This is a genomic window from Pseudonocardia nematodicida (assembly GCF_040105385.1).
GTDB classification, from domain to species: domain Bacteria; phylum Actinomycetota; class Actinomycetes; order Mycobacteriales; family Pseudonocardiaceae; genus Pseudonocardia; species Pseudonocardia nematodicida.
Genome location: NZ_JBEDNQ010000001.1, coordinates 884,946 through 908,367 on the forward strand (window position 1 = coordinate 884,946; position 23,422 = coordinate 908,367).

The following is a 23,422-nucleotide window of genomic DNA, read 5'->3' on the forward strand; positions in this document are numbered from 1 at the left end:
CGTCACGGACGGCGGCCGTCGTCGATCCAGCGGGCGAACACCGCGACGCGGTCCTCGGGCCACGGCCCGTCGCACGGCATCGAGCCGTCGCGCAGCCGGCCCAGGATCTCGTCGGCGTGCTCGGCGACGTCGTCGCACTCCCACAGGTCGAACACGAACCGCATCGACCCGCGGTCCCGGGGCCGGAACAGGCCCCGCACGTGGGCGGCGAAGCCGACCGGCTCGTCGTCGGCGGGCGTGCTCACCTCCGGCACGTCCTGCGGCTCCGCACCGGGCAGCGCGCTCGGCCGGGCCGCCGGGGTCGCGTCGCACACCCACCACCAGCGCGGGACCGGCATGCCCTCCGGCGGCGCCGCGCCCTCGGTGCTGTTCTCGACGGCGATCCGGGTGCCCCACTCCAGGTAGCCGGCGAACGCGGCACGGAACTCCGGGTCCGACGGCAGCCCGGCCTCGTCGGCGCTGCGCACCAGCAGCGTGATCCACCGGGACCGCTGGGCCTCGGTGAGGTGCTTGCCAATGTGCTGGGAGATCATCCGTGCGTAGCCGCCGTAGCGCTGCGAGTACAGCTCGGGCCCGCCGAAGACCTCGGACAGCCAGGACGCGACCCGCTCGGGGTGGTCCGGCTCCATCCGCGCGAACAGCGGGGCCAGCAGGTCGTCGTCGGCGACGTGGCGCTCGTAGAACAGCCGGGTCGTGCGCAGCAGCGCCGGGTAGCCCCCGGCCCAGGCGAACAGCGTCGGGTCGTCGCCGGGCACGGGGTCGTGGAAGTCTGCGTGCCAGTGCGCCCCGCTGCAGAACGGCTTGTTCGTCGAGTGCCCGCAGCGGCACAGGCTGGCGTGCTCGGGCGAGTACCCGACCGGCCGCGGCTCCGGCCGGCCCTCGGCGTCGACGACGGCGATGCCGCCGGTGAGCCGGTACGGCCCGTCCCTCGACACCTCGATCGACGGTTCGCGGTCGGAGTCCACGAGCGCGGCCGCCCGGCGGCCCTCCAGCATCGCGCCCAGCGCGCCGGACGGGCAGGCCTGCACGGCGCGCAGGATATCGTCGGCCCGGCCACCGGCGGGCGCGACGAACGGCTCCTCGCCGGCCCGGAACACGGTGGGCAGGCCGTCGGTGCACCGCGCCGAGTGCGCGCACAGGCCCCGGTTGTCGGTGATCTCGAACTGGCGCGCCGGGTAGGTGTCGAGCCGGTCCGGGACCCGGTCGTCCCGCGTGGCGCCGGAGAAGCCGGTGTCGGCGTGGCTGCCGTCGCACCAGGGCTTGGCGGCGGACGCGCCGCAGCGGCACAGCGCGACGACCGGCGGCGGGTCCAGCCGCTGACCCAGCCAGTCGACCATCGCGGTGACGCCGGGGCCCGCAGCGAGATACGGGCCGTCGTGGGAGACGGTGACCCGGCCGGCCGGAACGGCGGCGAGCACATCCAGCGCGGCGAGGAGCCGCGCCCGGCGCGCGGAGGAGTCGTCGCCCGTGGCGGTGCTCGCGTCCGTGAGCGTGAGCAGGCGCAGCGCGCCGGCGCAGGCCTCCAGCACCTCGGGTCGTGCGTCCCGGGCGGCGGCCTCGGCCAGCTCCACGGCGAGGTCGAGACACATCCCGGCAGCCTCGGCGCTCCCGACCATCCGCCGCTGCTCCGGAACCTCCGGCACGTCGAGCCGCGCGGCGTCGACCACACCGCCGCCGACCAGGGGGCGCACCACCGTCCGCTCCAGCCACGCCGACCACGACGTCGCCCGCTCGTCGCCCGACGCGCTCCACGCCCGCATCCGGGCTCGGACCCTGCGCAGCACCGACGCCACCGCGGCGTCGGCGGCCTCGGTCACCGGACTCATGGCTCCCCCTGGGGGCTCCAGATCGTTGCGTCGCAACACTGTAAGGGTGGGGGCGACGGCCCGCCCGGCGATCGGCCCGTCGCGCTCGAGCAGCTTGAGCATGCCGCGACGGCATGGTGTCGGATCGTGGTCAGTCGTCCGATGCAGCACCGAACCTCGTGAGCGGAGAACAGCGTGACCACGACCGACCGTCCGACCGGCCCGCGGCCGGCCCGGATCGACGCCGAGACCTTCTTCGCCGACCGGGACTTCGCCTTCCCGAGCATCTCCCCCGACGGCACCCGGCTCGCCTACCTCGCCCCGCACCAGGGGCGGCGCAACGTCTGGATCCGGGGCATCGACCAGACCCACGACGACGCCGTCCCGGTCACCCACGACACCCGCCGCGGCATCACCAGCTACTACTGGATCGACGACCCGCGCTGGCTGCTCTACCTGCAGGACACCGACGGCAACGAGGACTGGCACCTGCACCGCGTCGATCTCCGGAACCCCGAGGCACCGGCCGTCGACCTCACCCCGTTCGAGCCCGGCTCCCGGGTGTTCGCCGTCGACCCGGAGACCACGGTGCCCGGCACCGTCCTCGCGTGGATGAACCCGCGCCCGCTCTACGTCGACGTGTTCCGGATCGACGTCGCGACCGGGAAGACCACAGCCCTGGTGGAACGGACCGACCCGGCCGAGACCTTCCTCGTCGACCGGACCGGCCGGGCGTCCTGGTTCATGGCGCAGGACGCCGAGGGCACCCACGAGATCTCCGCCGCCGATCCGGACACCGGAACGCGGCGCGTCGTGCACCGCGCCGGCGGCCCGGAGCACCCGATGGGTGTGTTCGTGTTCCCCGAACCGGACGGCAGCGGTGTGCTGATCGGCGACTACCAGTCCTCCGACGACCTGCGGCTGCTCCGCGTCGACCGGGCCACCGGCGCGCAGACCGTCGTCGCCGCCGTCGACGGGCACAGCCTCGACACCGCGAGCTCGGCCTCGGACACGCTGCCGCCGAGCGTGTTCACCAGCCGTCGCACCGGCGAGGTCGTCGCCGCCCGCTTCACCGGCGACCGGCCCCGGATCGTGCCGCTCGACCCGCACTTCGCCGAGGTCCAGACCGCACTGGAGAAGCTCTCCGACGGCGTCCTCGGCTGGGTGGGCTCCGATGTGGACGAGCAGCGCTGGGTGGTGACCTTCGTCCACGACCGGGAGCCGGGCACGACCTGGTTCTACGACCACTCGACCGGCGAGGCCCGCCTGCTGTACCGCCGCGACACACCGGATCCGGCGGACCTCGCGCCGATGATCCCGGTCGGGTTCCCGGCCCGCGACGGCCTGCCGCTGCACGGCTTCCTGACCCTGCCCGTCGGCGTCGCTCCCGAGAACCTGCCGCTGGTGCTGCTGGTCCACGGTGGACCGTGGATGCACGACTCCTGGGGTTACAACGCGGCCGTGCAGTTCCTGGCCAACCGCGGCCACGCGGTGCTGCAGGTCAACTTCCGCGGCTCCACCGGCTACGGGCGCCGGCACCTCACCGCCGCGATCGGCGAGTTCGCCGGCGCAATGCACGACGACCTGATCGACGCCGTCGACTGGGCCGTCGCCCGGGGCTACGCCGACCCGGAGCGGCTGGCGATCGTCGGCGGGTCGTACGGCGGCTACGCCGCACTCGTCGGCGTCACCGTGACACCGGAGAAGTTCGCCGCGGCGGTGGACTTCGTCGGGATCTCCGACCTGGCCAACTTCCTGGCCTCGCTACCGCCGTTCGTCCGGGCGAACATGACCAACAACTGGATCCGCTACGTCGGTGACCCCGACGACCCCGCGCAGCTCGAGGACATGCGGCGCCGGTCCCCGATCACCATGATCGAGAAGATCCGCACGCCGCTGCTCGTCGCGCAGGGCGCCAACGACGTCCGTGTGGTGCAGGCCGAGTCGGACAACATCGTCGCGCCGCTGCGGGAGCGCGGGGTGCCGGTCGAGTACATCGTCGCCGAGGACGAGGGGCACGGCTTCGAGAACCCGGAGAACATGATCATGTTGTTCGAGGCGATCGAGCGGCACCTCGCCGAGCACCTCGGCGGCGCCACCGGCTGATCGCGCGCCGACTCCGGAAGGCCTGAGCCCCCGCCGTTGTTGCAGGGGACGTCCGGTCCGTCGACCACGAGGTGCCACCGTGTCCCAGTCCACTCCCCTGCCGTTGTCGATCCTCGATCTGGCCGTCGTCGCCCGGGGCGAGACCGTGGGCCAGGCGCTGGAGGCCAGCACGACGCTGGCGCAGCGCGCGGAGGAGTGGGGGTTCCGGCGCATCTGGTACGCCGAGCACCACAACATGGGCGTGATCGCCTCGGCCGCGACCAGCGTGCTGATCGCGCACGTCGCCGCGCGCACCGAGCGGATCACCCTCGGGTCGGGCGGGGTGATGCTGCCCAACCACTCGCCGCTGCAGATCGCCGAGCAGTTCGGCACCCTCGCCGAACTCCACCCCGGCCGGATCGAGCTGGGACTGGGCCGGGCGCCCGGGACGGACCAGGAGACCGTCCGCGCGCTGCGGCGGGATCCCGCGGCGTCCGAACGCTTCCCGCAGGACGTCCAGGAGCTGCAGGCCTTCCTCGGGACGACGAGCCTGGTCCCGGGCGTCGACGCCTTCCCGGGGCACGGCACCGCCGTCCCGCTGACGATCCTCGGGTCCTCGCTCTACGGCGCCCGGGTGGCTGCGGCGCTCGGGCTGCCGTACGGGTTCGCCTCGCACTTCGCCCCGGACGAGCTGGAGCGTGCCGTCGCCCTCTACCGGGCGGAGTTCCGGCCGTCGGCCCAGCTCGCCGCGCCGCACGTGCTGGCCGGGGTGAACGTCATCGCGGCCGACTCGGACGACGAGGCGCAGGCGCACTTCCGGGAGATGCAGCGCGAGCGGGTGCGGCTGTTCGCCGGCCGTCGCGGGAGCGCGCTGACCGACGCCGAGGCCGACACGGTGCTCGACGGCCCGGCGGGTGGGCAGATCCGGTCGATGACGCGGTACAGCGCCGTCGGCACGCCCGCGACCGTCGCGCGCTACCTCGACGACTTCGCCACCCGCGCGGACGCCGACGAGCTGATCGTCGCCGGCGCCGCTCCCGGCCGGGAGGCCTGGTGGCGCAGCTGGGAACTGCTCGCCACCAAGGTCCAGAACGCCCGCTGAGCCGCTGCTGCTGCGCACCTCCGCTCACCAGGAGGTCCTGACCACTCACCCACGAGGCGAGGTCGCCGGCGAAGTACCGAGCCGCGTCGGCGACGTCCTCGGACCGGCCCATCCGCCCGCTCGGCGAGCGACTCGACGCCTCGCCCGCGGATCTCGTCGACCGTCCGCGCGGTGTTCGCCTCGTCGCCCGAGTAGTCGACGACGACGTTCGCGCCGAGTGCGGCGTAGCGCGGCGCGGTCCCCCTCCGGCGGCCGTGATCCGTCCCGTCCGTCCCGCCCGACGACAGCCACGGTCCGGTGATCCCCCTCAGGAATCTGGTCACTTCGGACTATCAGTACTAGCGTACAGATTGTGGATGGCCGCCGTGCCCGCAGCGCACGAACCCGTACCGCCCTGCTCGATGCCGCTATCGAGATCATCTGCACCCAAGGCGTCGCCGCCGTGACCCAGCGCGCGGTCGCGGCGAAGGCGGGCACGTCCCTGGCCTCGACGACGTACCACTTCCGCACCGCCGACGACCTGCTCGTCGCCGCCTTCGAGCTGACGAGCACCCGGACGATCGCCGACATGCGCCGGACCGGCCGCGAGGCGGTCGAGAACGGGATGGGGATCGTCGACGCCGCCATGGCCGTCGTCGCGCGCGCCCCCTACGGCGACCGCCTGCCACCGGACGGGGTCGTCCAGCTGACGCTGTCCGCGATCCACAACCCGCGGCTGCGCCCGATCGCCGAGGCGTTCATCGAGGAGCTGGCCGCCCTGTTCACGCCGCGGGTCGCCTCCCCGGACACCGCACGGACCCTCGCCCGCTCGCTCGCCGGGCTGATCCTGCACGAGATGGCGCGCGGCGCCGGGACACCCACCGACACCATGCGCGCCGACGTCACGCGCCTCTTCGAGGCCTTCGGCGTGATCGACGACCGGACCGACACAGCACACCACGAGACGCGGGAGCACAAATGATCACCATCGCCGGATGGCCGACCGGTCGATCGAGCCGGTCCGCCGTGCTCGCCCAGTTCGGCGAGGGCCGCGCCGACCTGATGCAGTGGGCCCTGACCACCGGCGACCCGCTCGCCGACGCGGTCGTCGCCGAGATGCACGAGCTCGGGATGTCGACCGCGCGACCGCTGCTGGTGCGGGGCATCGAGGACGGCCTGGACTCGCTGGAGGACCCGCCGCCGGCGCTCGCCGCGTTCCTGGAGAGCACCGAGACACCGCCCGCCTACGTCGACGACGTCCTGCTCGACGAGCTCCCGCGGGCCTGGTTCAGCTCCCCGTCCCCGGTGCACATCCTGTCCCTCAGCGCGGGCGCCCTGGTCCGGGTCTACGAGTCGCCGTCGATCGCGAAGGTCCTGTCCACCACCGGCCGGCTCGTCGACCGGGCCGACAAGCGGCTCGTCGAGACCGGGACATGGCTGACCCAGGCGATGCTGCCCGGGAACCTGCGGCGGGGACGGCCGGGGTACGTCGCCACCCTGAACGTCCGCATGCTGCACGCCCACATGCGCATGCTCGCCCTCGACCGCGGGTACGACAGCGCGGCCGACGGCGTGCCGATCAACCAGGTGGACCTGGCCCGGACCTGGATGGACTTCACCCTGACCTCCTTCGTCGCCGAGGACATGCTGGGCTTCGGCCTCACCGGACGTGAGCTCGACGGGCTCTACCGCTACTGGTGGTACCTCGGGCACCTGCTCGGCATCGACGCCCGGCTGGTCGAGGGCATCACCGGCAACGACGGCGCGCGCCGGGTCGACGACGTCCTGCAGACCGTGACCGGGCCCGTCTCGGACGACTCGGCCCGGCTCGCGGCCGCGACGCTGGACTCGATCTCGGTCCTGCTCCGGGACCTGTTCCGGATCCCGGGACGGCTCTCCCGGCCGGCCCTCGACGCCATCACCCGCCGCATCCACGGCCCGTCCATGAGCCAGGACCTGCAGGTCCGCGCCGCACCGGTCGCCGACACCCTGCTGACCCCCGCCATCGCCGGTGTCCGGCGGACCCGGTCGGTGCGCCGCAGGTCACCCGAGCAGTGGCAGGCCGCCATCGACGCGAACATCGCGGCCGAGCGCCGGCGCGCGGGCGAGCCGGGTGAGCCGACCGCCTACGAGCGCGGTGCCACCGGCTCGGCCGACTGATCCGTCACCCCGTCCGAACACCCTCAGGAGACCGACGCCATGCCCCGCACCATCGACATCACCCTGCCCGACCTCACCGGGAAGCTCGCCGTCGTCACTGGCGCCAGTGACGGGATCGGTTTCAACATCGCCCGTCGCCTCTCGGCAGCCGGAGCCGAACTGCTCATGCCGGTGCGCAACCCCACGAAGGGCGAGCGGGCCGCCGACCGCATCCGCGGCGACGTGCCCAGCGCGAAGATCACCATCCGCCCGCTCGACCTGGCCTCGCTGGCGTCCGTCGCGGGTTTCGCGGAGCAGGTCGTGGCCGACGGCCGTCCCATCGACATCCTGGTGAACAACGCCGGCCTGATGAACCCGCCCAGCCGGCAGACCACCCAGGACGGCTTCGAGCTGCAGTTCGGCACCAACCACCTCGGCCACGTCGCCCTCACCCACGGCCTGCTGCCGGCGTTGCGGGAGGGCCGGGCCCGGGTCACCAGCCAGTCGAGCGTCTCCGCGCGCAGCGGCCGCGGGACGATCAACTGGGACGACCCGAACTGGGAGAGGTCCTACGACGTCGACAAGGCCTACACCCAGTCCAAGATCGCCACCGGGCTGTTCGGCCGCGAGCTCGACGCCCGCAGCCGGGCGGGCGGCTGGGGCATCACCAGCAACCTGTCCCACCCCGGCATCTCCCCCACGAACCTGCTCGCCGCCCAACCCGGGCTCGGACGCCGGCAGGACACCCTCGGGGTCCGGGCGATCCGGCTGATGTCCCGGGTCGGGCTCGTCGGCACCCCCGACTCCGCCGCCCTGCCGGCCCTGCTGGCCGCCACCGGTCCGGACACCCGGCGCGGGAGGTTCTTCGGGCCGAAGGGGGCCGGCGGCGTCGGTGGGGCGCCCGGCGAGCAGAAGCTGTGGCCGCCGCTGCAGAGCATGGACGACGCCCGCAGGCTCTGGGACCTCTCCGAGAAGTTGGTGGGGATGCGCTTCCCCGCCTGAGCCGCGTCGACACCGGGTGTCGGCCTGCGCGGTTTCCGTCACCTCCGTCCCGTTTCGTGTGACAATGCCGCAATGGCCGAGGTGAGCACACAGCCCGGATCGCCCGCCCACGAGACGAAGCTGAACCGGACCATCGGCGTCGCGCTGCTGTTCTTCTTCATCGTCGGCGACACCCTCGGCGCCGGGATCTACACGCTGATCGGGACGATGGCCGCCGACGTCGGCGGCATGCTCTGGCTGCCGCTGCTCCTCGCGCTCGTGCTGGCCCTGCTCACCGCGGGCACCTACGCGGAGATGATCACCAAGTACCCGCACGCCGGTGGTGCGGCCCGCTACGCCGACCGCGCGTTCGGGGTGCCGTACCTGACCTTTGTCGTCGGGTTCTTCATGGCGGCGTCCGGGATCACGACGTCCGCGGCGCTGGCCAACGCGTTCACCGGCCACTACCTGACGGCGCTGGTCGACGTGCCCACGATCCCGGTCACCGTGGTGTTCCTGCTACTCCTGATCGCGATCAACCTCCGCGGGGTGCGGGAGTCGCTGTCGGCGAACGTCGTCATGACCGTCGTCGAGACCACCGGGCTGGTCCTGGTGATCGTGGTCGCGGCGATCGTCTTCGGCAGCGGGGACGGCGACCCGGCCCGGGTCCTGACGCCGTCGCCGGACCAGCCGATCCTCACCGGCGCGTTCGCCGCCTCGGTGGTCGCGTTCTTCTCCTTCCTCGGCTTCGAGGCCGCCGCCAACATGGCCGAGGAGGTCAAGGACCCCACCCGTGCCTACCCCCGCGCCCTGTTCGGCGCGATCGGCACGGCCGCGCTGATCTACCTGCTGATCGCGCTGGGCGCGGCCGTCGTGGTCGCCCCGGACGTCCTGGCCACCTCCAGCGGCCCGCTGCTCGAGGTCATCACCGCCTCCGGGCTGGCGATCCCGGGCTGGCTGTTCTCGACCATCGCGCTGATCGCCATCGCGAACGGGGCGCTGCTGTTCATGGTCATGGCCAGCCGCGCCGCGTACGGCCTCGCCGAGGCCGGCCTGCTGCCCGCGGTGTTCGGGCGGGTGGGGCCGACACGGCGGACGCCGTGGGTCGCGATCCTCGTCGTCGGTGGGGCGACGATCGGGATGAGCTTCGTCGGCAACGTCGGTCAGCTGGCGGACACGACCGTCCTGCTGCTCGTGATCGTGTTCATCGCGACGAACGTGTCCTGCCTGGTGCTGAAGTCCGACCGGGTGGAGCACGAGCACTTCACGATCCCGACGTTCGTCCCGGTCCTCGCGATCATCGCGAGCATCGTGCTGCTGACCCAGCAGACGTCCGACATCTGGCTGCTGGCCGGGGCCTACCTGGTCGTCGGGTCGATCCTCTTCCTGATCGCGCGCTACAGCGCCCGGCGGGACCCCGCCGGGCCGGGGACCACGACGTCGACGACGGACTGACGCCCGGCCCGGTCCGGGAACCGGTGGCCTACGCCGGCCACGGGGTCCCGTACCGGGCACCGATCGTCTCGACGGCCTCGGCCACCGACGTGGCCACCATCTCCGGACCCGGGTCCCAGCCGGGCAGCAGCAGGCCCGGCCAGAGGACGACGTTCGCGATCATGCCGAGGAAGTGGGTGGTCGCGATGTCCAGGTCGTCGATGCGTGCCGTCCCGGCCGCCCGCTCGGCCGCGAGATAGTCGCGCACGGCGACGTAGAACGGCATCTTGCCGGTGTCGAAGTGTGTCCGGCTCAGCTCCGGGAAGCGCGGGGCCTCCGCGATCACGATGCGGTACAGGTCGACCATCTCGGGCCGGCCCAGCAGCTCGGCGTAGCGCGTGCCGAGTGCGCGGAGGCCGGCTCGCAGATCTCCCGCCGCGGGCAGCGGCCCGTCGTCGGCGCCCGGCGCCCAGGACTCGGTGACCATCGCGTCGAACAGCGCGGCCTTGGTCGGGAACTGCTTGAACAGGGTCGCCCGGGACACGCCCGCGTCGACGGCGATCCTCGCCAGCGAGGCCCCGCTGTAGCCCTGCGCGAGGAACAGTCGGGTGGCCGCCGCGACGAGTGCGCTCCGCTTCTGCTCCGCGACCTGCCGGTGGTAGGCCGTGGCCCCGGGCGGCGACGCCTGCTCGCTGCTCATGGCACCCATCATGCGCCACCGGCGTCGGGCGTGACGAGGCGAGCCACTTGACTCACCTCTCGGAACGGCCTAGCTTCGGAGAGGTGAGTCGTTCGACTCACCATCTATCGAGGAGTGGGAAGATGGACACCACACACCATCCCGGGACACGCCCGGAGATCGCCGTCGTGACCGGCGCAGGCCGGGGCATCGGACGCAGCACCGCCCTGGCTCTCGCCCGGCGCGGCGCCAGGGTCGTTGTGACCTACCACCAGGGGGCCGACGGAGCCGCGGAGACGGTCCGCACGATCGAGGCGGCCGGGGGCGAGGCCGTCGCGGTACGGCTCGACGTGGGCGACCTCGCCGCGATCGAGGCGTTCGCCGGCGAGCTCACCGGGATCCTCGCCCGGTGGGACGCTCCCGCGGTCGACGTGCTGGTCAACAACGCCGGGATCGGCCTGTTCGGCCTCCTCCAGGACGTGACGGCGGCCGACTTCGACGCGAGTGTGTCCACCAACTTCCGTGGCACGTTCTTCCTGATCCAGGCGCTGCTGCCCACCTTCGTCGCGGGCAGCCGCATCGTCGTCGTGTCGACGTCGGCGACCCGGCACATGAGCCCGGGGATGAGCGTCTACTCGGCGTCCAAGGCGGCGCTGGAGGCGATGACCCGCGGCCTCGCCGGGGAGCTCGGAGGGCGCGGGATCCGGATCAACACCGTGGCGCCCGGCCCCAGCGCGACCGACTTCAACGGCGGGGCCATGCGCGACGACCCGGCGCTGCGCGGCCACCTCGCCGACCACACCGCCCTCGGTCGCGTCGGGGACCCGGACGAGATCGGTGACGCCATCGCGGCACTCACCTCGGACGGGATGCGCTGGGTGACCGCCGAGCGCCTCGAGGTGTCCGGCGGCGCGCTCCTCTGAACAGGACGATCTCCGTCCCGGGGCTGCGTCCTCCTCCGGAGGTCGTAACCGCGGCTGGGCACTCGAGCCCGATGTGTCGGCCCCCGGCAGCGGCCAGGCTGATCAGCGATCAGTTCCGGCCCGACGGGAGCGCAGCACCGATGCAGACCGACCACAGAGGACGACGAGGAGTCCGGCGCGCGATCGCCCGGCTGGCGGCGCTGGCGACGGTGCTCGTCGTCGCCGCCGGCTGCGCGGGAGCCGGAACCGAAGCAGGCGGCCCGCAGCCGGCACCACACGTGCCGGCGCCGGCCACCGCCGAGCTGACCGCGACCGACGTCGAGAGCTGGCTGGACGGCCTCGTCCCGGCCGCCCTCACCCGCTCGGGGATCGCCGGCGGCGTGGTCACCGTCGTGCAGGACGGGCAGCTGCTGACCGCCCGCGGCTACGGCGACGCCCACCTCGGCGACGGGAACGGCGACGGCCGGGAGCCGGTGGACCCGGAGCGCACGCTGTTCCGGGTCGGCTCGGTGTCGAAGGTGCTCACCGCCACCGCGGTCCTGCAGCAGGTCGAGCAGGGCCGGATCGACCTGGACGCCGACGTGCGCGAGCACCTGGACTTCGCGCTGCCGCTACGGTTCGACCAGCCGGTCACCATGCGGCACCTGCTCACCCACACCGCCGGGTTCGAGGAGGTGATCGACGGGCTGATCGCGTTCGACGACCGGCCCACCGACCTGCGTGCCGCGCTCGCCACCGCGCCACCCGAGCAGGTCTTCTCCCCCGGGACCACCCCGGCCTACTCCAACTACGGCTACGGTCTGGCCGGCTACGTCGTCGAGCGCGTCAGCGGCGTCGGGTTCGACGACTACGTGCAGCGCAACATCCTCGAGCCGGCCGGGATGACCGGCTCCAGCGTCGCCCAGCCGCTGCCCCCCGAACTGCGGGAGCGGCTGTCCGGCGCCTTCGCCACCTCCGCCGGACCGCCGATGCCGTTCGAGACGATCGGTGCCGCCCCGGCCGGATCGCTCACCGCCTCCGGTACCGACATGGCCCGGTTCGCGACCGCGCTGATGGACGGCCGGCTGCTGGCCCCGGAGACGACCGCGCTCATGCAGGAGCCGGGTCTCGGCCCGGAGACGCTGGGCACCCTCGCCGGGAGCCCCCGGATGGCGCTGGGGCTGTTCGACGAGTCCCGCAACGGCCGGCGCATCCTCGGCCACGGCGGCGACACCGTCTTCTTCCACTCGCACCTGCAGCTGTACCCGGACGCGCGCACCGCGGTCTTCGTCAGCCTCAACAGCGCCGGGGCCGGCGCCGACACCCTGGACCTGCGCAACGCCGTGCTCGACGGCTTCGCCGACCGCTACTTCCCGGCCGAACGGCCGCCCGCCGCACCCGCGTCGGGCACCGGGACACCGGAGCGGGCCGCCGCGTTCGCCGGGCGCTACGAGTCGGCGCGGGCATCGTTCAGCACCTTCGCCTCGGCCGTGAGCCTGACCGGGCAGACGACCGTGACCGACCGGCCGGACGGGACCGTCCTGATCTCCCCCGGTCCGGGCAGCGTCCGGTCGGCCGCCTACCGCGAGGTCCGGCCCGACGTCTGGCAGGAGATCGGCGGGCAGCGGACGATCAGCACCCGGACCCGCGACGGCCAGGTCGCCGAGATCGGGTACGCGTCGGCGTTCACCCTGCTGCGCGCGACCCCGGTCCGCGACGCCGGGATCGGCGTCCCGGTGCTCGCCGGCTCGGCGATGCTGCTGCTCGCGAGCCTGCTGGCCTGGCCGCTCGGCGCGCTGCTGCGCCGCCGCTACGGTGCCGCGGCGCCCGCACCGCTGGGACGGGCGGACCGCCTGCTGCACGGGCTGACCCGGGTCGCCGTCGCGGCCGGCGTCGTCGCCCTCGCGGGGTGGACGGTGTCGATCGCTACGATCCTCTCCTTCGGTGACATCCCGTTCGCGGTCCTGCAGGGGCTGCAGGTGGCGCAGTGGGTGGCGCTGCTCGGCGTCGCCGCGGCGGCGGGGGCCGTGGTGACCGCGCTGCGGGCCGGTGCGGGACGCGGCCGGGTCACCGGCCGCGTGGTGCAGCTGCTGGCACTGGCCGGTACGGCCTGGGTCGCGGTGGCGTTCGGCCTGCTGTCATCGAGTCTGAGCTACTGAGCTGAGGAGCCATGGCCGTCACATCCGACCGAGCGGACGCCGCTCGCTTCGACGCCGCTCGCTTCGACGCCGCCCTCGACGCCGTCGGGCTGACCGGCCCGTTCCGCCGCGACTGCACGCTCGCCGTGCTCCTCGCGGCGGTGACGGCGGGCATCGTCCTGCTGATCCCGGTGCTCGAGCCGGCGGTCGCGCCCGAGCAGCTCCCCTCGACGGCGGTCCTCCTCGTCGTGGTGGTGCAGACGCTGCTGCTGGCCGCGCGCCGCGTCGCGCCACAGCTGTGCCTGCTGGCGGTGACCGGGCTCCAGGTCGTCGTGCCGTTCCTGGCGCTTCCCGAGGACATGGTCCGCGGACCGGCGACGACCGTCGCGGTCTACACCTGCGCGACCCTGCTGGCGCCGGGGCGGGTCGCGGCGCTCACCGCCGGTGTCGTCGCCCTCGAGACGGCCGGGGTCGCCGGTGCCCTCCTCCCCGGACCCGGCCTGCCGATCGGGGTGCTCGTCGCCCAGCTCGTCGGGGTCGCGCTGCTCTACCCCGGCGCCGCGCTGGTGGGCTCCTACGTCGCGACCCGTCGTCACTACACCGCGGTCCTGCGGGCCCGGGCGGCCGAGGAGATCGAGGCGCACCGCGCCCGGGCCGACGCCGCCGTGGTCCGGGAACGCACCCGGATGGCCCGCGAGCTGCACGACATCGCCGCCCACCACCTCTCGGCGATGGTCGTGCAGACCGCGATGATCGAGAAGCTGGTCGACCGCGATCCGGAACGCGCGAAGCAGACCGCGGCGGACGCCCGGCGCCAGGGCCGGGAGACGCTGCGCGACCTGCGGATGGTCGTCGGCGCACTGCGTGAAGACGTGGCCGGTGACCTGACCGCCGACCATCCAGTCCCCGGCCTGGCCGATCTCGACCGGTTGATCGGGACGCACCGGGGGCTCGGCGCCGCGGTGACCGTGGAACGCACCGGCGGGCCGACCGGCCTGTCCCCCGTCGCGGACGTCACCGGCTACCGGGTCGTCCAGGAGGCCCTGGCGAACGCCCGGGAGCACGCGCCCGGGGCGCCGGTCCGGCTCGCGGTCGACCGCACGTCCGACACGGTGACGATCACCGTGCAGAACCCGCTGCCGGACGGCGTCGTGGATCCGGACCGGTCCGGCCGCGGCTTCGGACTGGCCGGGATGCGGGAACGGGCCCAGCTGGTCGGGGCGGACTTCGAGTTCGGCCCGACGGCCGACGGGAACTGGCGGGTCCGCCTGGTGGTGCGGGGCGAGGACGACGAGACGGGGACGACGTGATCCGGGTGCTGCTGGTCGACGACCAGGCCGTCGTGCGGGCGGGGTTCCGGATGTTCCTGGACCTCGCCGACGGCATCGAGGTCGTCGGGGAGGCCGCCGACGGGCCCGAGGCGGTGCGTCTGGCGCGGCGGCTCGCGCCGGACGTCGTCTGCATGGACGTCCGGATGCCCGGTGGGAACGGCCTGGTCGCGACCCGGGAGATCACCTCGGGAGCCGACGGCACGCACGTGCCGGCGGTGCTCGTGGTGACGACCTTCGACCTCGACGAGTACGTCTTCGGTGCGCTGGAGGCCGGGGCGAGCGGGTTCGTCCTGAAGGACACCGACCCCGACGACCTGGTGGACGCCGTCCGCAGGCTCGCCGCGGGGCACGGCATGGTCGACCACACCGTCACCCGGCGGGTCATCACGGAGTTCGCGCGCCGGCAGCCGGTCGGGCCGGTCGATGCGCCGGAGAGCCCGCTGACCCCGCGGGAGCTCGACATCGTGCGGCTGCTCGCCCGGGGACTGTCCAATGCGGAGATCGCCGAGGAGCTGGTCGTCGAGACCACGACGGTCAAGTCGCACCTCGGCCGGGCGATGGCGAAGATCGGGGTGCGGGACCGGCTGCAGGTCGTCGTGTGGGCCTACCGGAGCGGGATCGCCGACCCCGGCCGGAACGCTTGACCCTCACGCGGCGTGAGGCTCCAGGCTGTGGGTCATGACCGAGTACTACGACGCGTTCGCGATCAGCCCCGTGCCCGCCCCCGGCCCGGACGCGGTGGCGCCGGAGCCGTTCCGCGGGATCTACGGAATACCCGCGTTCGTCACGATCCCGACCGTCGACCTGGCGACGTCGGTGGACTTCTGGGTCCGCGGCCTCGGCTTCTTCGAGCTGTTCGCCGTCCCCGGCACGCTCGTGCACCTGCGCCGGTGGGCGTTCCAGGACGTACTGCTCGTCGCGGCCGGGACCGCCCCGGAGCAGCCACCGGCGATGAGCGTCAGCTTCGCGTGCGTGCTCGGCGAGATCGAGCCGCTCGTCGCGTCCTGCCGGGCGGTTCGGCCGGGCTCGGTCGAGGGCCCGCGGGACACCCCCTGGAACACCCGCGACGTCGAGGTGGTCACCCCGGAGAACGCACGGGTCGTCCTGACGGCGGCGAAGGTCCTCGATCCGTCCACTCAGGAGGCACGGAACCTGGCGGCGATCGGGATCAGCCCGCCGAGTGGTCGCGGCGACAATGGGGAGCATGCCTGATGTCACCGACGCCGACGGCCTGACCGTCGGCCGGGCCGCGGCGCGTCTGGGCGTGACCGTCCGGACCCTGCACCACTGGGACGACATCGGCCTGGCCACGCCGTCGCTGCGCACACCCGCCGGGTACCGGCTCTACACCGCCGGCGACCTGGACCGCCTGCACCGCATCGTCGTCTACCGGGAGACCGGCCTCGACCTGGACCGCATCCGGGCGGTGCTCGACGACTCGGCCACCGACGTGCCCGGCGCCCTGCGCGCGCAGCGGGCCCTGGTCGCCGAACGGATCGACCGCCTGCAGCAGCTCGGGGCCGGGCTGGACCGGATGATCGACGCCCACGAGCGCGGTCTGCTGCTCACCGCCGAGCAGCAGGCCGCGATCTTCGGTCCCGGGTGGGACCCGGCCTGGCCCGCCGAGGCCCGTGAGCGCTACGGGCACACGGCGCAGTGGCAGCAGTACGCGGAACGTTCGGCCGCACGCGGGCCGGCGGAGTGGCGGGCTGTCGCCGACGCCGTCGCCGATCTCGACCGCACCCTCGCCGAGGCGATGGATGCCGGGGTCGTACCCGGCAGCCCGGAAGCGAACCGGCTGGTCGAGCGGCACCGCGAGGTGTTCGCGGCGTACTTCCCGCTCACCAGGCAGATGCAGGTCTGCCTCGCGCGCACCTATGAGACCGACCTCGCGTTCGCGGCGCACTACGACGGCGTCCGCACCGGCCTCGCCGCCTGGTTCCGCCGGATCGTCGACGCCGACGCACGCGCGCACGGCATCGACCCGGACACGGCGACGTGGCAGTAGCCACGGCGCGGCACCCCGGCCGTCGCCGACACCCCGCCCCGGTCGTCGCCGACACGACACCGGCTCCACGGACATCCCGAACGACCCGTCTCTCCACGGGACTCGCGATGTTGCGCGCCCAAGACCACACGAGGGGCACCTGAGGGTAGTTCGATCATGTAGCGACAGCCCTGGTGTGCCCCTCACGCCTGATCTGACCGCCCGCGTTCGAGTGCGGGCACCCATACTTGCGATCAGGGGTCGCCAAGCGGTCGGTTTCACGCGCCGAAAGACCGGAAACCGCAGCTCACAAGCCCTATAATCGAACGCATGAGCGACCACATCGATGGCGGGCAGGCCGTCCTGGCGGCGGTGCCGGTCGAGCTGTGCGCGCATGGCTGGCCGCCGTCGGTGTGCCGGGAACTCTGCGACCAACTCGATGAGCACGACGAGCCGTGGGGGCTCGCGGCGCTGCCCGACACCCCGGTCGGGCCCGGCCTGGCGCTGCAGGTCCACACCGCCGCCGCCACCGCGCAGTTGTGTACCGATACCGACTTGCTCACTCTCGCCGAGAGCGCGGCCCGGCTCCGGGAGTGTTTCTCGGCGGTGACGATGCGGATGGTCGGGGTCTTCGCCGCCCGTCACCCACCCGGTAGCAGTGCCGCCCCGCCCGACGCCGACCCCCGTGCGATCTCCCCGGTCTCGCGCTGGCTGCCCGACCAGATCGGCTTCGTGTTCTCGGTCTCCCGCGAGGAAGCCCTGTCGATGATCGCGCGCGCCCGCCGGTTCACCGACGTCCTGCCCGCCACGTTGGCCGCGTGGGAGGCCGGACGGATCGACGAACGCCGCGCCGACCAGATCGCCAACGCCACCACCGTGCTCTCCGACGACCAGGCCCGCGAAGTCGAAGCGGCCGTGCTGCCCGGTGCCGGGGAGGTGACCCGCCGTCAGCTGTCTGACCGGATCCGGCGCGCCATCGCCCGCCTCGACCCTGACGGGGCCCAACGCCGGCATGCCGTCGCCAAGGCCGACCGGCGGATGTCGATCAGCCGCGGTGAGGAGGGCATGGGATCGCTGTGGATCTCCGGGACCGCCGAGCAGACCGAAGCCTCCTGGCGGTGTGTGGACCGGATGGCCCGCTCGCTGGGTACGCAGGACACCCGCACCCTGGACCAGCGCCGGGTCGACATCGCCCACCACCTGTTGCAGGGCACGATGTCGGTCACCGACCTGGGCGCGGTCGAGTCCGCGGTGGCGAGCGTGCTCGCCGCGGCGCAGGGCACCCCGGTCCCGCCCGACGCCGCCGACCACTCCGGCGGCGACGACGGAACCCACACCACCGCACAGCCCGACACACGACCCGGCGCCCACGGCACGAACGGCCAGGACACGACCGGACAGGCCCGGCAGTCCGAGACCGGTACCGCGCCTGCCGCCCCCGCGGCGATCGTCTCGCGGGAGGTGATCGCCGCGGCGGTCGCCCAGGCCCTGGCCACCAAGCCGGACCCGAACACCGTGATCGGGCGCAAACCCCTGATCCAGGTCGTGGTCGGCCTCGACACCCTGCTCGGTTCCGAGCGCCCCGCCGAACTCGCCGGCCACGGACCCATCCCCGCAGTGACGGCCCGCGCCCTGGCCGCCGGCGGATCGCTCGCCCGGATCGTCACCGACCCGGTCACCGGGCAGTGCCTGGACTACGGGCGCAGCACCTACGCGCCCCCGGCCAACCTCGACGACCACGTCCGCGCCCGCGACGGCCACTGCCGCGGAGCCCTCTGCACCCGCGACATCCGCGAGCTCGACCACCACATCCCCTTCGGCGGCGGCCACCACGGACACACCAGCGCCGAGAACCTGCACGGCTTCTGTACCGGGACCCACAAGCTGAAAGACGCCCCCGGCTGGCACGCCATCTCACTGCCCGACGGTGGCCTGGAATGGATCAGCCCCTGCGGCTGGACACGCACCACCTACCCCAAGGACTACACACCCTTCACCGACCCACTACCCCAACCACCGGCCGCACCCGCGGCCCCTCCGGACGAGACACCGGCGGACCCCGGTGAGGTCGTCGTGGACCCGGACATGCCGCCGCCGTTCTGACGGTTCCGGCGAGGACCGACACGGCGTCCCCGATGCCCCACATCCGGCCCAGGCGCGGTCGACGCCTCCAGGACGACGTCGAGATCGAGGCGTTCAGGCGAACGGCTCAGGCTCGTAGGCCGCCCGGCGGGACCGGCGAGCCGGTGACAGAACTCCTGCGCGGGGCGGCGGCACGGCCGGGTAACGCGGCGAAGCGTGTGTCCGAGGGTGTCACCAGCGGGACCCGGCGACCGGCAGAACGCCACGTCGGGACGGTGACCCCAGCTGTCGTCGGCCGGGGTTCACGACCGATGGGAGTCCATCCTCGTGAAGGCACCTCGCGACCACCGACCACGAGCCCGGCACCGGTGATCCCATGAGTGAACGATCGCACGGCAACTTCGACCGGGCCGTCGAGATCAGCTCCGATCTCCTCACCGTGCTCACCCGGCTGCAACTACCGCCTTCGCTGCTCAGCACGTTCGAGCTTCCGGTCAGCCTGCCGAGCACCATCGCCGGCGGATCGGAGCTGTTCACGCTGACCGTCGACGCCCAGATCGCATTGACGATCGAGTCCGCCTACACGAGCCTGCATCCCGACTACGGCCGACTGCCCGGCACGAAGATCGAGAGACTGGCCGACGGCTACCGCGTCCAGACCAGGACCGGGAAGAAGACGCTGCCCTACACCAGACCGGCGTACCCCGGAAAGCTGACCTTCCGGATCGGCTTCGACGCCCTGCTGGTCGCAGGCTCGATCTCCATCCCCGCGCTGGGAGTGACCGAACCCCTGTCCGACGCGATCGACCGCGTCCTGGGCGCCGGTCTGGGAAAGGAGCTCGTGACGTTCGGGGTGGAGGGACTCCTCTGGCTCGACGGAGATCTCCTCGCCGCGCCTCGCACCGTCAGGATCGACCCGGATCTGCCGCCCACCGGCGGCAACCTCGCGCACGACGTACCGGTCGCCCTGATCGGCACGACCGGTATCGGGGCCGCCGTCGTCGACGCGTCCGTGGTGGACAGCAACCTCTTCTTCCTCGCGTTGATCGACCTGGCCGAGGGGATCGCCCAGATGGTGGGCGCCTCGCCGGCCCAGGTGGCCACGCTCGACCGGTTCCTGCGAGAGCAGCTGGTGGGCGCGCTCGAGGGCGCGTTGTCGTCGGCCGGCCCGGCCCTCCTCGCCGGACTCGGCGGCGGCCCGGGATCGGGGACCGATCCCGGCGAGTTCATGCTGTACCGGCCGACGACGGCGGTCCTGGTCTCCGGCGAGGCGCCGCAGCAGGTCGACGTCGCCGCCACCGGGAACGGCTTCGTCCTGCTCATGAACGACGTGGAGAACCCGGACTCCGACCCGGCCCTGATCGACGACTCGAAGGTCGAGTCCCAGGATCCCGCTCAGATGGTCGCCTCCTCGCTCCTCTCCCGCACCGGGGCGATGGCGGTCACCGTCGGCAACGCCGCGCTGCTGTCCATGGTCGCCGAATCCGTGGAGAAGTCACTGGGGGCCGGGCCCGGATCGCTGTCCGGACCCCCGGGCGCAGGCCTGTCCAGCGCGACGCTGCCCTATTCGGACGGTACGGCGGTCCCGACGATCAGCGGAGTCCGGCAGTCGACGGGCCAGGAGATACAGATCGCCGTCGCCGTCGACACGGCGCCGATCGGCGGAGCCGTGGAGGTGCGGAGCTACCTGGAGCTCGGCATCACGTTCGCCGGCTCCCTGGGGCGCAAGGGGAGCGACAACGTCCTGGTGATCACGCCCAGGTTCCGGCGGTTCACGAGGAGCCGGACGACGGCGAAGTGGTGGGCCTTCGTGGTCGCCGCCGTGGCAGCCCCCGCCGTCGCACCGCTACTGGGTGCCGTTCCGGTCGTCGGCGCGATCTTCCCCGTCGTGGCCCCGACCCTGCACCTGCTGACAGGGGTCGGCGCCGTCCTGGCGGTCCGGGCGATCGTCGACGGTGTCGCCGACGCCGCCACCACAGCGGCCGCTGCTGCGGTCACCGCGGACGCCCAGACCTCGGGCCTGATCCAGAAGGTGGTGCCGTTGAGCGCTTCTGCCGCCCTGACGTCCGACAGCCGCGACGACGACGCCGTGACCACGAGTGGCGTCACCACCCTCCCCTCGTCCACCACGGATCACGGAGAGGCGCTGCGCAGCAGGCCGGACCTGGTGGTTCTCGTCGGGTTCCGGGCGATCGACGACGACGACTCGGACGTCACCGCCCCGGTCGGGGTGGTCACCTGTCGCGTGCCGGACCCGTCCGGCAGCCCGGACCGTCGCATCGACGCGCTGGAGATCCGGCTCGCCAACGACGTCCACACCCGGCTCGACCTCGACTCCGCGATCGAGCTCGTGGAGAACGGCCATCTCGTGCTGCTCATCGAGTCCGCAGGCCCACCCGGCCGGAACAAGCTCGTCGTACGGAGGTCGAGGAGCGGTACGCCCTACCTGACCACCAACCCCAACAGCACGACTCTCGACAACCTCGGCGAAGTGCCCGTCTGCCATGACCAGACCTGAGTCCACCGACGACGTCCGGTCGCCGGGAGCCGAGGTCGTCGTCTCGATCCGGCACCCACGATCGGCCCGGACGGCGCAGGACATCCTCGTGGATCCGCAGCGGATCGAGGTCCCCGCCGCGGACGTCGAGGCGGGCTGGTTCCACGGACGTCTCCCGACGAACGACACGCGGAACGTGCGGATGCTTCAGGACTCAGGCGTCATCGAGTCGATCGAGCCGGCGTTCGTCACGCTCCAGCTTGCCGCCGGCGTCGGCTGTGCCGCGCCGACCTACACCCCGAACGCGGGCGACGACGCCTGGTCGCCGCCCGGCGGACCGAGCACCCGCCTCGCGACCGCCCTCGTCCGCCATGGTGTCCTCGATGCCTGGAACCTCTTCTCCGGCGCCGGCCGGAGTGCGGGTGAGGGGGTGCGCGTCGCGCTGCTCGACACCGGGGTCGACCCACAGTCGACGTTGGTCTCCACCTTCCAGGGAGGCGCAGCGCCCCCGAGAACCGTCGCTGTGCTCGATGCGACGGGCACCGGCTCGACGCCGATCTGCAACCACGGGACCCGCATCGCGGGTGTCACCGCCGGTGGCCTGTCGGCGGCGACCGATCCGATGCCCTACGCGGGGATCGCCTGGGGCTGCGACCTCGTCACCGTCAGGATCACCGACGGCGTCGTGCTCTCCCCGTTCCACATCACGCGCGTGGTCGACGGTCTCACCCTCGCGCTCCAGCACGATCCGCACGTCATCATGATGCCGTTCGGTTTCGCGACGGACTCACCACTCGTGCGAGCCGTCATCGAGTCGATCAGCCGCAACACCGACACGGTGCTCGTCGCGGCGGCCGGCACGCTGGTGCCGTTCGTGGTGTTCCCGGCCCGGATGCCGGAGGTCGTCTGCGCCACCCTGGTCCAGGGCGGCACGACGGCGGCCGACCCGCCGCGCCGGTACCCCGATCCGGCGGATCCCGTCGAGTCCGTGGTCGCCTACGGGCCCGAGGTCGACGTCGTCGCCCTGAACGTCCCGGGTGACACACCGACGCACTCCATGACGGGCGAGCCGCTGCCGACCACCCTGGGTGGCAGCTCGCTCGCCACCGCGATCATCGGCGGCATCGTCTGCCTCGTCCGGTCGCGCTACCCCGATCTCGACCGGGCCGGAGTCCTGTCGAGGCTGTTCGGCGCCGGTGCCACGTCCGGTCTGCCCGATGTGGGAGCCGGGGTACCGGATGCGTACGTGGCCTGCGGGGGAAGCCGCAGGCTGGACCTCCGGGTATCGCGGACGGGACTGTCCTTCGGCGCGGAGGCGGTTCCCGACGGCGATCCCGCGCTCCTCGACCCGGTCTGGTCCGACGGGAGCACCGGATGGACCTGCCCGGTACCGATGTCCGGGCTCGTCCTCGGCATCACCTGTACCGCGCGCAACCGCCTCGACGGCACATCGATCACGGCTCGCGTCGGAGGGCTCACCCCCCTCCGGACCGCCTGGCGCGGGCTCCGGACGGGACGAGGACGACGACCGGTCTCGCTCAGGCCGCGGCGGCCCGGATGACGTCCGCGACCACGTCGGGATTCGACACGTAGATCGAGTGACTCCCCGGCGTCTCCGAGACGGTCGACCCGGCCCGCTCGGCCATGGCCCGCTGCGCGGGCGGCGGGATCATCCGGTCGTCGGCGGTCACCAGGTACCAGCTCGGCCGCATCCGCCACGCCGGCTCGGACACGACGCCGCCGAGGGCGTCCACGCCCCACGGCACCTGCGAGTCGGCCATGAACGCGGCCTTCTCCGCGGGCAGGTCCCCGGCGAACGAGTCCGGGAACTTGTCGCGGTCGAGGTGGAGGAAGCCGTGGCGCGGCGGGAGGATCGGGGGCACGGGTGCCCCCGGCGGCGGGTCGGCGATGAGGGTGTTCACCGACTCGTCGGAGTCCGGGGCGAACGCGGCGACGTAGACGACGGCGGACACCGCGTCGTGCGTGCCCGCCTCGGTGACGACGGCGCCGCCGTAGGAGTGCCCGACCAGCACCGTCGGGCCGTCCTGATCGTCGAGGACCTCCCGGGTGACGGCCACGTCGCCCTCCAGGCTGACCGTCGGGTTCTGCACCACGCTCACCCGGAACCCGTCGTCGGTCAGCCGCCGGTAGACACCCTCCCAGCCCGAACCGTCGACGAACCCGCCGTGCACCAGCACCACGTTCTCGGCATGCGTCACGACCTGCTCCTCTCCTCGGCACACCCTGCGCGGACGCCGACGGTGTGCCCGGCGCGCAGCAC

Annotated in this window: 18 protein-coding genes and 1 pseudogene; 15 read left to right on the top strand and 4 right to left on the bottom strand. The window is 73.0% G+C overall.

Features of this window, described 5'->3' with window-relative positions:
• Positions 1-2: 2 nt before the first annotated feature.
• Positions 3-1,928, bottom strand: a complete 1,926-nt coding sequence (locus WIS52_RS04090; protein ID WP_349296713.1) for a CDGSH iron-sulfur domain-containing protein — start codon at positions 1,926-1,928, stop codon at positions 3-5.
• Between the two features lie 72 nt (positions 1,929-2,000).
• On the opposite strand from WIS52_RS04090, the gene WIS52_RS04095 reads away from it, so the two are divergent.
• Both WIS52_RS04095 and WIS52_RS04100 read left to right on the top strand, forming a co-directional pair.
• Positions 2,001-3,911 carry a S9 family peptidase gene (locus WIS52_RS04095; RefSeq protein ID WP_349296714.1) on the top strand — a complete coding sequence of 637 codons (1,911 nt, stop codon included), beginning with the start codon at positions 2,001-2,003 and terminating at the stop codon, positions 3,909-3,911.
• Positions 3,912-3,990: 79 nt separating this feature from the next.
• Positions 3,991-4,992, top strand: a complete 1,002-nt coding sequence (locus tag WIS52_RS04100) for an LLM class flavin-dependent oxidoreductase (RefSeq protein ID WP_349296715.1) — start codon at positions 3,991-3,993, stop codon at positions 4,990-4,992.
• A 25-nt stretch (positions 4,993-5,017) separates the two neighbouring features.
• On the opposite strand, the pseudogene WIS52_RS31650 reads toward WIS52_RS04100, so the two are convergent.
• Positions 5,018-5,251, bottom strand: a pseudogene (locus tag WIS52_RS31650) (SDR family oxidoreductase); the annotation flags it as partial.
• Between the two features lie 93 nt (positions 5,252-5,344).
• On the opposite strand from WIS52_RS31650, the gene WIS52_RS04105 reads away from it, so the two are divergent.
• The 4 genes from WIS52_RS04105 (at position 5,345) to WIS52_RS04120 (ending at position 9,546) form a co-directional block, all read left to right on the top strand.
• Positions 5,345-5,953 (top strand): TetR/AcrR family transcriptional regulator, encoded by a 609-nt coding sequence (locus WIS52_RS04105; protein ID WP_349296716.1) that lies wholly within the window; start codon positions 5,345-5,347, stop codon positions 5,951-5,953.
• Positions 5,950-7,131, top strand: coding sequence for an oxygenase MpaB family protein (locus WIS52_RS04110; protein ID WP_349296717.1), 1,182 nt, complete (start codon positions 5,950-5,952; stop codon positions 7,129-7,131). The genes WIS52_RS04105 and WIS52_RS04110 overlap by 4 nt, the downstream gene beginning before the upstream one ends.
• A 39-nt stretch (positions 7,132-7,170) precedes the next feature.
• A complete protein-coding gene (locus tag WIS52_RS04115) occupies positions 7,171-8,112 on the top strand; it encodes an SDR family oxidoreductase (RefSeq protein ID WP_349296718.1) in 942 nt (313 codons plus the stop codon).
• A gap of 72 nt (positions 8,113-8,184) precedes the next feature.
• A complete protein-coding gene (locus WIS52_RS04120; protein WP_349296719.1) occupies positions 8,185-9,546 on the top strand; it encodes an APC family permease in 1,362 nt (453 codons plus the stop codon).
• 28 nt (positions 9,547-9,574) lie between these two features.
• On the opposite strand, the gene WIS52_RS04125 is transcribed toward WIS52_RS04120, so the two are convergent.
• The gene (locus tag WIS52_RS04125; protein WP_349296720.1) at positions 9,575-10,225 is read right to left on the bottom strand and encodes a TetR/AcrR family transcriptional regulator; all 651 of its coding nucleotides are present in this window, start codon (positions 10,223-10,225) and stop codon (positions 9,575-9,577) included.
• A gap of 122 nt (positions 10,226-10,347) precedes the next feature.
• Between WIS52_RS04125 and WIS52_RS04130 the strand changes: the two genes are divergently transcribed.
• From WIS52_RS04130 to WIS52_RS04170, 9 genes are all read left to right on the top strand, one after another.
• Positions 10,348-11,127: an SDR family NAD(P)-dependent oxidoreductase gene (locus WIS52_RS04130; protein ID WP_349296721.1), complete on the top strand. Its 780-nt coding sequence runs from the start codon at positions 10,348-10,350 to the stop codon at positions 11,125-11,127.
• A gap of 140 nt (positions 11,128-11,267) precedes the next feature.
• Entirely contained in the window at positions 11,268-13,265 is a 1,998-nt protein-coding gene (locus WIS52_RS04135) for a serine hydrolase domain-containing protein (RefSeq protein WP_349296722.1), read from the top strand.
• Between the two features lie 11 nt (positions 13,266-13,276).
• Positions 13,277-14,554 (top strand): sensor histidine kinase, encoded by a 1,278-nt coding sequence (locus WIS52_RS04140; protein WP_349296723.1) that lies wholly within the window; start codon positions 13,277-13,279, stop codon positions 14,552-14,554.
• Positions 14,551-15,219, top strand: coding sequence for a response regulator transcription factor (locus tag WIS52_RS04145; protein WP_349296724.1), 669 nt, complete (start codon positions 14,551-14,553; stop codon positions 15,217-15,219). Before WIS52_RS04140 ends, WIS52_RS04145 begins: the two co-directional genes overlap by 4 nt.
• A gap of 34 nt (positions 15,220-15,253) precedes the next feature.
• Positions 15,254-15,787 (top strand): VOC family protein, encoded by a 534-nt coding sequence (locus tag WIS52_RS04150; RefSeq protein WP_349296725.1) that lies wholly within the window; start codon positions 15,254-15,256, stop codon positions 15,785-15,787.
• Positions 15,780-16,583, top strand: coding sequence for a MerR family transcriptional regulator (locus WIS52_RS04155; RefSeq protein ID WP_349296726.1), 804 nt, complete (start codon positions 15,780-15,782; stop codon positions 16,581-16,583). Before WIS52_RS04150 ends, WIS52_RS04155 begins: the two co-directional genes overlap by 8 nt.
• Positions 16,584-16,892: 309 nt before the next feature.
• Positions 16,893-18,665, top strand: coding sequence for a DUF222 domain-containing protein (locus WIS52_RS04160; RefSeq protein WP_349296727.1), 1,773 nt, complete (start codon positions 16,893-16,895; stop codon positions 18,663-18,665).
• Positions 18,666-19,020: 355 nt separating this feature from the next.
• On the top strand, positions 19,021-21,162 hold the full coding sequence (locus WIS52_RS04165) for a DUF3892 domain-containing protein (RefSeq protein WP_349296728.1): 2,142 nt from the start codon (positions 19,021-19,023) through the stop codon (positions 21,160-21,162).
• Positions 21,149-22,702, top strand: coding sequence for a S8/S53 family peptidase (locus WIS52_RS04170; RefSeq protein WP_349296729.1), 1,554 nt, complete (start codon positions 21,149-21,151; stop codon positions 22,700-22,702). The genes WIS52_RS04165 and WIS52_RS04170 overlap by 14 nt, the downstream gene beginning before the upstream one ends.
• On the opposite strand, the gene WIS52_RS04175 is transcribed toward WIS52_RS04170, so the two are convergent.
• Positions 22,680-23,360, bottom strand: coding sequence for an alpha/beta hydrolase (locus tag WIS52_RS04175; protein WP_349296730.1), 681 nt, complete (start codon positions 23,358-23,360; stop codon positions 22,680-22,682). The genes WIS52_RS04170 and WIS52_RS04175 overlap by 23 nt on opposite strands.
• Positions 23,361-23,422 lie beyond the last annotated feature (62 nt).